The organism is Holzapfeliella sp. JNUCC 80 (assembly GCF_053667655.1).
In genome coordinates this window covers 49,588-62,705 of record NZ_CM132205.1, presented here as the reverse complement: position 1 = coordinate 62,705, position 13,118 = coordinate 49,588, and the positions used below count along the sequence as shown (strand labels likewise).

Annotated in this window: 13 protein-coding genes; 2 read left to right on the top strand and 11 right to left on the bottom strand. The window is 35.7% G+C overall.

Going from position 1 to position 13,118, the window contains the following annotated elements; genetic code table 11:
* Nucleotides 1–19: 19 nt before the first annotated feature.
* Both JNUCC80_RS00315 and JNUCC80_RS00310 read right to left on the bottom strand, forming a co-directional pair.
* Nucleotides 20–919 carry a YczE/YyaS/YitT family protein gene (locus tag JNUCC80_RS00315; RefSeq protein ID WP_454152940.1) on the bottom strand — a complete coding sequence of 300 codons (900 nt, stop codon included), beginning with the start codon at nt 917–919 and terminating at the stop codon, nt 20–22.
* Nucleotides 920–1,039: 120 nt separating this feature from the next.
* Nucleotides 1,040–1,444 (bottom strand): iron-sulfur cluster biosynthesis family protein, encoded by a 405-nt coding sequence (locus JNUCC80_RS00310; RefSeq protein ID WP_454152939.1) that lies wholly within the window; start codon nt 1,442–1,444, stop codon nt 1,040–1,042.
* A 186-nt stretch (nt 1,445–1,630) separates the two neighbouring features.
* On the opposite strand from JNUCC80_RS00310, the gene JNUCC80_RS00305 reads away from it, so the two are divergent.
* Nucleotides 1,631–2,986 (top strand): amino acid permease, encoded by a 1,356-nt coding sequence (locus JNUCC80_RS00305; protein WP_454152938.1) that lies wholly within the window; start codon nt 1,631–1,633, stop codon nt 2,984–2,986.
* 33 nt (nt 2,987–3,019) lie between these two features.
* On the opposite strand, the gene mutY is transcribed toward JNUCC80_RS00305, so the two are convergent.
* The gene (gene mutY / locus JNUCC80_RS00300) at nt 3,020–4,099 is read right to left on the bottom strand and encodes an A/G-specific adenine glycosylase (RefSeq protein ID WP_454153375.1); all 1,080 of its coding nucleotides are present in this window, start codon (nt 4,097–4,099) and stop codon (nt 3,020–3,022) included.
* A 16-nt stretch (nt 4,100–4,115) separates the two neighbouring features.
* The gene (gene alsS, locus JNUCC80_RS00295; protein WP_454152937.1) at nt 4,116–5,795 is read right to left on the bottom strand and encodes an acetolactate synthase AlsS; all 1,680 of its coding nucleotides are present in this window, start codon (nt 5,793–5,795) and stop codon (nt 4,116–4,118) included.
* A 139-nt stretch (nt 5,796–5,934) separates the two neighbouring features.
* Here alsS and JNUCC80_RS00290 point away from each other — a divergent pair, with 139 nt between their 5' ends.
* Nucleotides 5,935–6,351 carry a MarR family winged helix-turn-helix transcriptional regulator gene (locus JNUCC80_RS00290; protein WP_454143630.1) on the top strand — a complete coding sequence of 139 codons (417 nt, stop codon included), beginning with the start codon at nt 5,935–5,937 and terminating at the stop codon, nt 6,349–6,351.
* Between the two features lie 36 nt (nt 6,352–6,387).
* Here the strand turns inward: JNUCC80_RS00290 and JNUCC80_RS00285 are convergent, their stop codons facing one another.
* From JNUCC80_RS00285 to JNUCC80_RS00255, 7 genes are all read right to left on the bottom strand, one after another.
* Complete coding sequence (locus JNUCC80_RS00285) at nt 6,388–7,005, bottom strand: carbonic anhydrase family protein (RefSeq protein ID WP_454152936.1); 618 nt, start codon at nt 7,003–7,005, stop codon at nt 6,388–6,390.
* A gap of 90 nt (nt 7,006–7,095) precedes the next feature.
* Nucleotides 7,096–7,617 (bottom strand): GNAT family N-acetyltransferase, encoded by a 522-nt coding sequence (locus tag JNUCC80_RS00280; protein WP_454152935.1) that lies wholly within the window; start codon nt 7,615–7,617, stop codon nt 7,096–7,098.
* Nucleotides 7,618–7,780: 163 nt separating this feature from the next.
* Complete coding sequence (locus tag JNUCC80_RS00275) at nt 7,781–8,305, bottom strand: shikimate kinase (RefSeq protein ID WP_454152934.1); 525 nt, start codon at nt 8,303–8,305, stop codon at nt 7,781–7,783.
* 11 nt (nt 8,306–8,316) lie between these two features.
* Nucleotides 8,317–9,168 (bottom strand): prephenate dehydrogenase, encoded by an 852-nt coding sequence (locus JNUCC80_RS00270; RefSeq protein WP_454152933.1) that lies wholly within the window; start codon nt 9,166–9,168, stop codon nt 8,317–8,319.
* A 5-nt stretch (nt 9,169–9,173) separates the two neighbouring features.
* Nucleotides 9,174–10,463, bottom strand: coding sequence for a 3-phosphoshikimate 1-carboxyvinyltransferase (gene aroA, locus JNUCC80_RS00265; RefSeq protein ID WP_454152932.1), 1,290 nt, complete (start codon nt 10,461–10,463; stop codon nt 9,174–9,176).
* A gap of 12 nt (nt 10,464–10,475) precedes the next feature.
* A complete protein-coding gene (gene aroC / locus JNUCC80_RS00260) occupies nt 10,476–11,645 on the bottom strand; it encodes a chorismate synthase (protein ID WP_454153373.1) in 1,170 nt (389 codons plus the stop codon).
* A complete protein-coding gene (locus tag JNUCC80_RS00255) occupies nt 11,642–13,090 on the bottom strand; it encodes a chorismate mutase (protein WP_454152931.1) in 1,449 nt (482 codons plus the stop codon). The genes aroC and JNUCC80_RS00255 overlap by 4 nt, the downstream gene beginning before the upstream one ends.
* Between the last annotated feature and the right edge of the window lie 28 nt (nt 13,091–13,118).

Here is a 13,118-nt window from a genome sequence, read left to right as displayed (position 1 = left end):
ATCATCCTTCATAGGGTGTCTAGTCATTTCGGTTTTCACGTTCTTTTTCAAGCATCTCGTATTGTCTTTGTGAATTTTGAGCAACACGTTCAGCATCTTGGTAGTTTTGCTTAGCTGCTTTTATACGTTCTTGCAGTTCTTCATCACTAAAACCTGCCAATTCTTTTTGAATCTCAAAGGTTTCTTCATATGACTTTCTAACAGCCTCATAACCAATCTTCGTGGCAGCAATCAAACGGTTACCCAGACTTCTAGGCGTTGGCTCTTCAGCAAATTCGTTAACGTTTCTCACTAATGGATAAGTCACATGCTTATTCCAAGTTGTAATTAATGGTCCAGCAAAGAATGCAATAATAATTGTTGCAAATCCAACAGGTCCACCAAGAAGAAACGCGCTTACCATAAAAATCAAATCTTGAATAATACGAGCAACTTTATACTTAATGTGCAACCTCTTACTCAAAATTGGGGCAACAGCGTCATAAGGCGCAACACCCAATCCAGGTCCCATATATAATGAACTTCCTAGTGTAAATAATAAAAGTCCAATAATTGCTGAAGCAATTGAGACAAAGGTTGAAGTTAAGATAAAGAAGTTACTTAATGAAGCATAGAAAAATTGAATCTCAAATCCTACTAAAACCATATTCATTATAGTACCGAATCCAATTTTTTTGCGATCTAGTAAAACAATGAATATAAAAATAATAAAGTTAAATCCAAGTTGAAAAACACCCAAATCAATACCGACTTTTGCCGATAAAGCAGTGTTAATAGCCGTAAACGGATCGAGTCCTACAGAACCTAGGCGCAGTATCGCGGCCCCTAGTGAAAGCACGGTAATCCCTACAAAAGAAACGAGGGATTGTAAGACAAACAACATGATTCTTCTTGTCAATTTCGGTCGAGAATTATCCAATAATATCAACTTCCTTTTCATTAAATCTATTATTATTTTATCATAAATTGTTAAAAATTTCTTTTTATCTCAAAACATAAAAAAACGGCCATGATAATCATGACCGTTTTTTGTGAAAAATTAGCAGATTTTTGTTCCAAATCTTTCCATATCTTTTTTAAGTTGATCAGCATCAGCTGGTTCAGTATATTCAATCACAGATACTGCACCATCCAAAATACCACTGTCATCACGTAATACTAGTGATGCATTTTTGTATTCTAATACTAATCCATTTCCTAAGAATGCTTCTTCTTCTTTTGAAGTTGTTAAGTCTAAATCGAAATCATTTTCGACAACTTCTGTATAGTCATTATCAGGTTGGTTACTGAACACAAATTGAAATTTATTTCCTATTGCACAAGAGCCACCCATTTTTGAGAATTTACTTGAACCATCATCCAATGCCAAGAAAACATGTCTCTTATCTGATGGTAGTTTATCTTTCAAAAAGTCTTTTGCTGTGTCTTTAATTACTAATTTCATAAATTAGCGCCTCGCTTTCGCAAAAATAAATTGTGTACAATCTTTACATACTTATAGTACTCGATTTCAAAACTAAATACAAGTTTTATTTTCGATTTTTTATTACTTTTTGTAATTGAACATTGTCGCGATTTTTATTTTCATGTAGAATAGATGAATAAAATAAAGTAAGTAGGTGTACGGAACTTGGAAAGAAAATTATCGCATCGCCATATGCAAATGATTGCACTTGGTGGAACAATTGGGGTAGGTTTATTCATGGGGGCCAAGTCAACTATTGGTTGGACTGGACCGTCTGTTTTAATTGCTTACGCCATTGCCGGATTATTCTTGTACTTAATTATGAGAGCCTTGGGTGAAATGTTATACGTTGATCCTTCTACAGGTTCATTTTCAAAATTTGCTTCTGAATATATTCATCCCGTATTTGGGTATTTAACCGCTTGGAGTAATATTTTCCAATTTATTGTTGTTGGAATGAGTGAGGTTATTGCCATTGGTGAGTATATGGAATTTTGGTTCCCAGGATTACCTGTTTGGGTTCCTGGTGTAATCGCTATTGCATTACTAATGATTGCAAACTTAATCTCCGTTAAAATGTTTGGTGAGCTAGAATTTTGGTTCTCACTAATCAAGGTTGTAACCATCGTCTTAATGATTATCGTTGGTTTAATCTTTATCTTCTTCGGTCTTGCAGGTCATCCTGCGACAGGATTAAGCAACCTTTGGGCACACGGTGGATTCTTCACTGGTGGATTCAACGGATTTATGTTTGCTCTAGCCTTGGTGCTTGCTTCATACCAAGGTATCGAGTTAGTCGGGATTACAGCTGGTGAAGCTGAAGACCCACAACCAACTCTTGTACGTGCTATCAAATCAACAGTTAGTCGTATTTTAATTTTCTACATTGGGGCTATCTTTGTTATTGTAACAATTTACCCATGGAATGGTTTAAACGAAGTTGGTTCCCCATTTGTGGCCACATTCGAAAAAGCTGGTATTACATTTGCAGCAGGTATCATCAACTTTGTTGTTTTAACGGCTGCTTTATCAGGTGCTAACTCTGGTATCTACAGTGCTAGCCGTATGTCATATACATTAGCTAATGACAACCAAATTCCAAAAGTTTTCAAAAAGTTAAACCGTCATAATGTCCCTTACATTGGGGTTATTACCATTACATTAGGAATTTTATTAGGTGTTTTCCTAAGTGTGGTTATTCCAATGCTATTCCCTGGAACTAATAATATTTTCGAATTGGTTTATAGTTCAAGTGTGTTACCGGGTATGGTTCCTTGGGTTGTGATTTTAATTAGTCACTTAAGATTTAGAAAACAACATCCTGAGTTAGTAAAAGATCATCCATTCAAAATGCCATTATCACCTTACACTAACTACTTAACACTCGCATTTTTAGCTGTGACATTAGTTTATATGTTTATTAATCCAGCTACACGTGCTTCACTATTAGTTGGGGTGGCTTTCTTAATTATCATGACCATTATTTACTTCATTAGATTCAATGATAAAAAAGCTAACTAAACAAAAAGACTACTCAACTGAGTAGTCTTTTTTCTATGCTAAAATTTTGTGCATTTTCTTTTGTAGGGCTGATAAGTTCAATTGATTAAGTTCTTTTTCGTTAACTTCAATAAAGTTTGCGTTGTTAAAACTAACTAAATCTGCAGTTACAAAATTAATTTGCCATTGTTGATGTGTGAATGTATGAACCACTTTTTGATTATCGTCGAATTCAATATTAGTCAAATTAACTGAATAATTTTCTTTAAAATAATCCTTAATCGCTTCTTTTCCAAGATCTGCTTTTTTGACTAATGGAAACATCAAGAAATTAGCTAAAATACCTGATTGTGGTCTTTTTTCTAATAAATAACCGGTTGGGGTTTTGATCACAAAGCTGTAATAAGGTATCTTTTGGGGCGGCTTTTTCTTAGTTTTAACTGGATAATCCAAGTAAGTCCCATCTTGACCACTGGCATCAAATTCATAAACCGGTGACGTTTCGATAATTGGATTTTTTGCTCTCATATAACTAGAACCTAGGTCCATAATTGCCTGATTAAAGTCACCTGGTCGATTCGGGTCAATTATTTTTTTGACAATGTCATAAAAGATGGTTTTCGTTTTAGGCTTTGCAATATCCTCTTTGATTTTGAGTAGCCTAGCAAAAACACGAAACGCATTACCATCAATAGCAGGCTCTACTTCGCCAAACGAAATTGAGGCAATTGCACAAGACGTATAAGGTCCAATCCCCTTTAATTTCTCAAGTCCCTTAGCAGTTCTTGGCCATTCTCCTTGATAATCATCTACAACTTGTTGCGCGGCTGCTTGCATATTGCGAGCACGTGAATAATATCCTAGCCCTTGCCAAACAGCCATCAGTTCGTCTTCTGGGGCCCGAGCTAAATCAAAAACTGTCGGAAATGCCTTAATGAACTTAAGATAATAGTCGATAACCGTATTCACTTGCGTCTGTTGTAGCATAATCTCACTAATAAAAACATGATAAGGATCCGTATCTTTTCGCCAAGGTAAATCACGCTTGTTAGCGTCATACCAAGCTAAAAGAGTTTGTCTGAATGCGTCTATTTTTTCATCAGACCACACAATTGGTTGGTAATTTGTTTTAATATTGCTCACTCCCTTATTAGTTTGTGGTGTTTTCAATTAAACTAGTTTTCAGTTGTGTGTTGGCACTGTAATCAACGGGAATCACAATAATAACTGGACCGTTAATGTTGTTAGCTCTATCCAAAGCTTCAGCCAGTTCTTCTTGTGTTGAGACCTTAATCCCTTCAGCACCAAAGGCCTGTGCATATTTGACGTAATCTACTGGGCCAAAGTCAACACCTGAACTTTGATTATACTTGATTTCCTCTTGGAATTTCACCATATCATAAGCATTATCTTCCCAAATCAAATGGATAATATTTGAATTTAATCTGACAGCCGTTTCAAGCTCTTGTCCAGAAAACAGAAAGCCACCATCACCTGAAACAGAAATAATCTTTTTATCAGGGTTTAAAATAGAAGCTGAAATAGCCCAGGGCAAAGCCACACCTAAGGTTTGCATTCCATTACTGAATAATAACTGACGAGGTTGATAACTTCTAAAGTATCTGGCCATCCAAATATAATGGCTACCCACATCTACAGTCACAATATTACTATCATCTGCAAAATTCTGTAGTGTCTCAATGATTTGAAGTGGGTTAAGTAATGACTTATCTTTGAATTTGAAATCAGGTTCCTCATAGTCAAATTGATAACGCAATTTTTGAATAATTTGACTTGAGGTCTCTTGAATTTTAAGCCCTTCAGGTAGTAAAGTCGCTAGTTTATTAATTGAGTTAGCCAAATCTGTTTTGATAATTAAGTTCGGTTGATACTCGTTAGTAATTTCTGGGTCGACCGTATCAATATTGATAATTTCACGTTCTCCACTTAAATTCCAGTTACGTGCTTCATACTCAACTGGATCATAACCAATTGTAATAACTAAATCACTTTGTTTTAAAACCGTATCACCAATCTGGTTTCTGAATAAACCTACACGACCAAAATAGTTATGCTCATATTTGTGAGATAAAATACCAGCTGCTTGAAAGGTTTCAACAATTGGAATCGAAAATCGACTTAGTAAGTGGTGCAGTGCATCAGTAACACGTTGATCTGATGCCCTCATTCCAGCTAAGATAACTGGAAATTTTGCTTGTTTTATTTTTTCGATTACTTTATTCAACGAAGCAGTTGTCGCTTCTGCATTCTCATCGGGTAAATCAAACTTTTTAATCGCAGGCTTTTCAACAGGAGCTGCTAAAACATCTTGTGGAATCGAAATGAAACTTGCCCCTGCTTTAGGAGAAGTGGCAGTAATATACGCATTAATGAACACTTCTGAAATATTATCTGCCATTTCTACTTCATAACTACTTTTAGTTGCTTCTGATAGTAACTCACGACTTGGAATACTTTGATGAGTCAGTCTTGAAATATCATTTCTAGGAACCTGTCCTCCTAAAGCAATCACAGGGTCACCTTCAGATGTCGCTGTAATTAATCCGGTCGCCAAATTAGAAACACCTGGACCAGAAGTTACTAAAACCACGCCAGGTTTTCCTGTTAATCTCCCAATACCACTCGCCATAAAGGCGGCATTTTGTTCATGACGTGCCACAATTAGCTTGGGCTTGTTTTCATCGGGGTAATTTTTTAGATCATTAAATAATTGATCGATTTTAGCGCCTGGAATACCAAAAATATAGTCAATTCCTTGATTAATCATTGTTTGAATTAAAATATTAGAACCGTTTTTTTCAACTTGCATTAGGATACCTCTTATCTTTATGTTGATTTGTCTACATAATGACAAAACCACTATGTTGATTTGTCAACATAGAAAAATGTTAAATTCGTGTTATAGTTATACCTGTGCATTTTGGCAATTTTAACTGAGGAGATTAATCTTGGAAGATTTAGGAAATTTATCACAATACGTATCTATACTTGCTAGAAAATATTACAACGATACTCACAAACAATGTGCAGAAATCAAACTCAACCCAACAACTGCAAATATTTTGTTAACCATTTATCAAAATCAAGATATTAACAAAAACCAAATTGCTAAAGTCCTCGGACAAGATCGTGCTTTAGTGACACGTGAAGTTAATAAATTGATTGAGATTAATTATATTAATAAAAAAGAAAGTGTTGGTCGTTCGCAAAATCTTGAACTATCTGACCTAGGTTGTAGTTTAATTCCTGATATTCTAAAAATCAGAAACAACTGGTGGGAAAAAAATTTAGCAAGTCTGAGTACAACTGAAAAACAAACTTTTATGAAAACCATGCATCATATTATTGATAACTTAGACGATTAAAAAAGAGCCTTTACAAAAAAAGTAGAGGCTCTTTTTTTAAGGCGTAATATGGTAATTGATTTCTCTTTGTTTGAGAGGTTGTTCTTGTCGGTAATTATTCGGGTAACTTTGTTTGATAATCGTTATATCTTCTGGACTAACACTTATCACTTCTTCCATAACAATCCACTTTACTTGTTGTGTAAATGGTGGTGTTGTCAATGAGCCAATATAGCTATAGTAATTCGACTTTTCAGGGAAAAAATCAGCTAAATCAAAATTCTGCCAGTCATCTTCAAATAACTTAGCAAATTTTGGATTGGCATTTTTTTGGCTATCTCCTAACAAAGCCACAACGAGAAGTTCATCACCCTTTTTAAATACAAAATGAATCTCCATATCGTGGTATCGGTGATTGATTAAATGTTCTGAGTGCTCATGAAAGTGAAATCTTTCCAGCAAAAAAGTTTGTTCATTTAGCTTTAGATAGCCACGACTCATAAATTGCTGACCAATGAGTTGATCTTGTCTTGACTTAACTTCACTAAAATAAATATTGAGATGTGAACTCGATACTTCATTAGCCTGAACAGGTGTTAAAGCAATAGGAGATTGGCATAACACATCTGAGGGCTTTCGCCATTGATTTTGTAATTGATAATCTAAGTGCACCATAATTTTCCTCGTTTTTGAATAATTAAGTGATGTGGGGTAGCACTTATCATATCTGAATTTATTCATTCAGCCAATTTTTGACTCTTTATTTTATAAATTAAGTTCAAAAGCCATACGATTAGGGTCTAACTTGTCGTCAACCTTAACTTGTCCTCGCTTTTGAAAACCGATAGACTTTAAAATGTTTTGCATTATCAAATTTTGTGGATGTGTATCTACTCTAAAATTATAAATGTTTTTATCTGTTCCCTTAGAAATCACAGACACCATCATATAGTTAGATAAATGCATTCCTCTAAATTTGCTTGAAATTGCCATTCGATGGATTGTTGCATAAGAATCATCACTCATCCACTTTCCTCCTTTTATAGATAAATAGCTTTCTTCTCGGTTTGTTGTTAATGCCACGTACCCTGCTACTTGATTATTTACAATTAATACTTGTCCCACACCTTCATCAACATCTTGTCTTATTTGATTAATGTTTGGATGTCCATCTTGCCATTGAGTACTGCCTTGATTCTGTAAAAATTTTTTTGCTTCATCTATGATAATCATAATGTCTTGAATATCTGAAAAATTGCCTTTTCTTAAGTATATTGTATTTATCAAAAAATCGTTCCCCCTCTACATATCTTTATTACTTTATTTTAAATAGAAAACTTAACTCTGTCTATTAAATAGCTATTTGTTCTTTCCTAAAATAAAATCACTACAATCAGTGCACAAAAAATCATTTAACTAGTTGATATGAGAGTCGTTAATCAAATATAAATTATGAACGTAATTTTTGACTATTAACAACTTCCCTTAGATTCAAAATTTCATCGGCAATCATTTCTGGTGATTTATGATTAGTATCAATAATCAAATCACAAGAGGCGTTATAAATATCGTCCCTTTTTTGCTTGAGGTTATCAAACTCTTGTCGATTAAGTTTTTTAAAGATTGGACGATTTCTGTCATCGCCAATTCGAGCACGAATTTCAGAGATATCAGCCTCAAGTTTAATGGTTAAGCCATCAGCTTTTTGGATTAACTGTTGATTTTCAGCTATTGTGGGTGTGCCACCTCCCGTTGACAGAACCTCATAAGTATTCAGTGCCTGCTTTAATAATTTTTGTTCAAGTTGTCGAAATGCCGATTCGCCATACTTTTCAAAGTAAGTGGGAATAGACATGTTTGCCTCTTGTTCTATTAGTTCATCTAAATCACAAAAAGATTGATTACTACTTTTTGCTAGCAGTTTTCCCACGGTTGATTTACCGGTACCCATGAATCCGATTAAAATAATTGGCATGTTGACCCCTCCTATAGCTGTTGTCGAACTTGTTTTGCTTGTTTGATTTTGTTGGTAATCACGGATTGATTATCCGTTGAAATTGCGGTTTTAAACTGGTCAAGCTCTTGTTCAAAGCATTTAATTTGTTTGAGCAATACGTCTTTATTCTCTGAAAAAATGGCTTGCCACATTACTTCATCAGCTTGAGCAATTTCTGTCGTCTTTTTGAATCCATTAGCTGAAGTTTCAAGTCCTACACTTGAGTCTTTCAATTCTTGACTCGCTGTGTTAACCAGTGTTGTCGCTAAAATATGAGGTAAATGGCTCGTTACACCAACCAAATGATCATGCTCCTCAGCCGCCATCACTTTAAAATGGCTATGACTTTCACTGAGAAGATCTTGCAACTGCAAGATTTCTGATTCACTCGCATTTGCATTAATCAAAAAATAGTAAGCATCTAAAAATAAATTTTGTCGCCCATTTTGACTTCCTGTTAAATGCGACCCACTCATCGGATGACCACCAATAAATCGGACTTGTTGATTTTTTTGTGTCATCTTTTTGGCTGCTGCCATAATTGATAGTTTAGTACTCCCAACATCCGTCACAATTGTTTTAGAGTGAAGTTTAAAAGTTGCAATTTGCTCTAGTTGTTTTTTAATGATAGAAACCGGTGTTGCCAAAAAAACGATATCTGCTGTTTTGACGCCTTCATCAAAATCGACAACTTGATCAATCAAATTCGATTGATACATGTAATCAAGATTTTGAGTAGTCGTATCCTCAGCTAAAATTTTAATTGTCTCATCTTTTTGTCGAATAATACGCGCAATAGAACTGCCAATCAATCCCATTCCGCTAATAAACACCGTTTCCATTCTAATTACCTCATTACTTTTTCTAAATCTTCAAAGAAGTTTGGGTATGAAATTCCCACACACTCTGCATTCTCTAAAGTTAATGGCTCTTTTGACTTTAAAGCCGCAATCGCCAAAGTCATGCCAATACGATGATCATCGTGACTAGCCAATTGCGAATCTTTAACTTCAAGTTCTGGTTGACCTTCAATCAAAAAGCCATCTGGCAGTTCCTTGATTGCGATTCCTAATTTTTTGAACTCAGTGACTACTGCTGAAATTCGATCAGTTTCTTTCACCCTTAATTCTTTTGCTCCTGTGATTCGACTTGTACCTTTAGCAAAACTGCACAAGAGTGCAATAACGGGTAACTCGTCAATCATGGCAGGAACATCTTCTTCAGTTAACTCAACTGCACTTAGTTGACTAGTCTTCACTTCAATATCAGCTACAGGTTCACCACTTAGTAGACGTTGATTTGTTCGTTTTAAGTTAACGCCCATTTTTTCAAGTACATTCAATAACCCTGTTCGCGTTTCATTTAAACTAATGTTTCGAAGCGTTAAATGCGAATGCGGTATGATAGCTGCTGCAACCATAAAAAAGGCAGCAGATGAAATATCACTAGGAACTTCAACTGATTGTGCCTTTAATTTTTTGGGCGGTGTAACCGTAATAGTTGACTCTTTGACTTCAATTGTTCCCGGTACAAAAGCATTTAAAAGGCGTTCTGTATGGTCGCGAGTTTTTTGTTTTTCAATGATTTTCGTTTGACCCTCAGCGAATAATCCAGCCAGAATAACTGCACTTTTAACTTGAGCACTGGCAACGGGCAATTCGTACGTCATTGCTTTAATCTGGCTTCTTTCAATCGTTAATGATAATTTATCTTGTTCGGACTTAATCTTGGCACCCATTTGTCGCAACGGCTGGCAAACACGATCCATTGGCCGTTTGCTAAGTGATTGATCACCAAACAATGTCGTATCAAAGGCCTGTGCTGCTAAAATCCCCATTATTAACCGTGTCGTTGTACCGGAATTGCCCATATCAAGTGCTTGCTTAGGTTGTTTTAGGCCATCTAACCCAACCCCTGAAACAACGACTTGTTGTTCTGTGTTGGTAATTTCAATACCCATATCTTGGAATGCTTTAAGCGTCGATAAGCAGTCTTGTGATTGCAAAAAATTGTGAATTGTTGTCTTTCCTTCAGCTAGTGCTCCCAGCATAATGGCACGATGTGAAATACTTTTATCACCTGGGACTGTTAATTCATCTGTTAATCCTCTGGTTATGTTTGTCATCAAATTTTTCATATGCTATTTCCTCTAAAAGTCCAATACTTCTTGTCTGTATTCAGCCAGTTGGCGTTTTAGACGTTCCATATTACTGCCATCAAACGTTTCTGTAATAACCTTGGCTAGCTCAATTGCCACAACGCTTTCAATCACGATTGAAGCTGGCACAATAGCGGTTGTATCAGAGCGCTCAACGTTAGCTTTTTTTATTTCTTTTGTTTTGATATCCGCACTTTGAAGCGGTTTGTATAACGTTGGGATTGGCTTCATTGCAGCTTTTACAATAACGGGCATCCCGTTTGTCATACCACCTTCAAAACCACCTAAGTGATCTGTTAAGCGACCAAACCCGTTTTCCTTATGCCAATCAATTTCATCCATTACGGCACTTCCTGAATTCTTTGAAGTGTCAAAACCATCGCCAATTTCAACACCCTTCATCGCATTGACTGCCATCACAGCACCTGCGATTTTGCCATCTAGTTTTTGATCAAAACTAACATAGCTACCCATTCCAACAGGCATGTTTGTTGCTACGACTCGGATAATACCGCCCAATGTATCCCGATTTCGCTTCGTTTCATCTATTAATTCATGGATGGCTTCGACTTGCGACTGATCTGTTACTCTTAAGTCATTTTGTTTAATTTGGTTTTCGATTTCTTTGACATCTAACAATGCTTTTTTGTCTGCTTTTTTAGAACCAACTTGTTCAACGTAACCCACAATATCAATATCTAATTGCTTAAGTAATTGCTTGCAGATAGCACCAATGGCCACTCTCATAGCTGTTTCACGAGCAGATGAACGTTCAAGCACATTTCTTAAATCTTGATGATTGTATTTAATCGCACCAGCTAAATCCGCATGACCAGGTCTTGGACGGGTTAGATTGCGAATTGTGTTTTCAGGCGTTGCATCCGTCAGTGGGTTCATGATTTCTTTCCAATGATTGTGATCGATATTTTTCACCACTAATGAAATAGGTGAGCCTAATGTTTTTTTGTGGCGAACGCCACCTGTAATTTCAACTTGATCATGTTCAATTTTTTGACGACTTCCGCGACCATACCCACCTTGTCTAGCTGCTAAAAGGTCATTAATTCCATCAATATCAAGGGTTAAGCCTGCTGGAATTCCTTCTAAAATACCGGTTAATTGTGGACCATGTGATTCTCCTGCTGTTAAGTAATTCATTATTTCTTTCCTCCGACTTTATTTAATTCGTTTTGGTAATCTTTTGAAGCATCCATAATACCTTGATAAATTTTTTTGAAATGAGGTGCTAATGATTTAACTTGACTGTAATTGTCAATTTTTGCTAAGACTTGTTGCTCTCTTTTAGGATCAAAAACAGGTTTTGATGTTTGTCTTTTGGCTTCACTAACAGCGGTTACAGCTTCAAATCGTTGTTGCAATAACCCAATGATTTGTTGATCAATTTGATTAATCTTTTGACGAGAACTAGCTAAGTCATCAGGCTGTTGAGCTGTCTTGTAAATAATAAATATTCCTGCAACTGCGATAGTGCCAATTACACCTACTAAAATATCTCCTTGAAGAGCTGTTTGAATACCAAATTGTGATAGTTTTCCAGTAATGATTGGCACTGTAAATGAGGCCACACTACCAAACATAAAGTAAATTCCTGTTAAAATTCCTTTGTTTTTAGGGAATAATTGAATCAACAAGTTCAATCCGATTTGCATCACGCCACTTGCTGCACTGAAACCAAATAAGAAAGCTGAAATCATTGAGATAGTAGGCTGTTGTACTTGCGTAATGACAATCAATGATAATAATGACACAACGTTCATTATCACAAGTAATCGAGTCGCTGAAAATTGTTGTTTGAGTAATAAGAAAACAGTTAAAACACCGATAATTGATCCTAAACTGTATAGCGAAATCAAGGTGTGTGACGTTAGTGAATCGTAATGCAAAATATCTGTTGCAAACAAGCTTATCCATTGTGTAAACCAAATCATAATTGCCATTGAAGTGTAGCTGTAAACACCTAGTAAAATTGCAACCAAACATTTTTTGTTTTTTGAAAGTGAGGATTGGTCTGATACTTCTTCTTCAATCACAGATTGTTGTTTTGGAAAACGTGTCGTTAATATAGTTATAAAATTGATCAATACAATCACTGCTGCTAAAACAAATGACCAGCCAAACCATAAGTTACTGCTATGCAAACTGGCAACCACTAGCGGTAAGATAAACTCTCCGACTGAAATGAACGCTTTTAGTAAAATACTGGCAAATTTGTTTTTGTCGCCGATTTCAAGGAATGTTGGGTATGTTGCTGAATCAAAAGCTGAGTTAGCTACACCAGCTAAAATTGATAACCCATATGCCAGGGTTATATTATGGTTGAATGGTGTCGCCATAAAGAATGTAAAGTAAGCCATCATTCCTAAAATTAAAACTTTTTTACGGCCAATACGGTCTGACAAGTAACCCAAAATTAAGTAAGCACCTAGTCGACCTATCCCAACACCTGATAATACGTATGATGCTGTGGCTAGTGGTGTTCCCCAATTGGCACCTAATTCTTTAATATTTTGCGCTAGAATAATTAGCGCCATCCCATGTACTAAGTAATTTAAGAATAAACTGGTTTTCAGTTTTCGATGACTCATTTTAATATCCTCCTAAATAAAAAAGTCG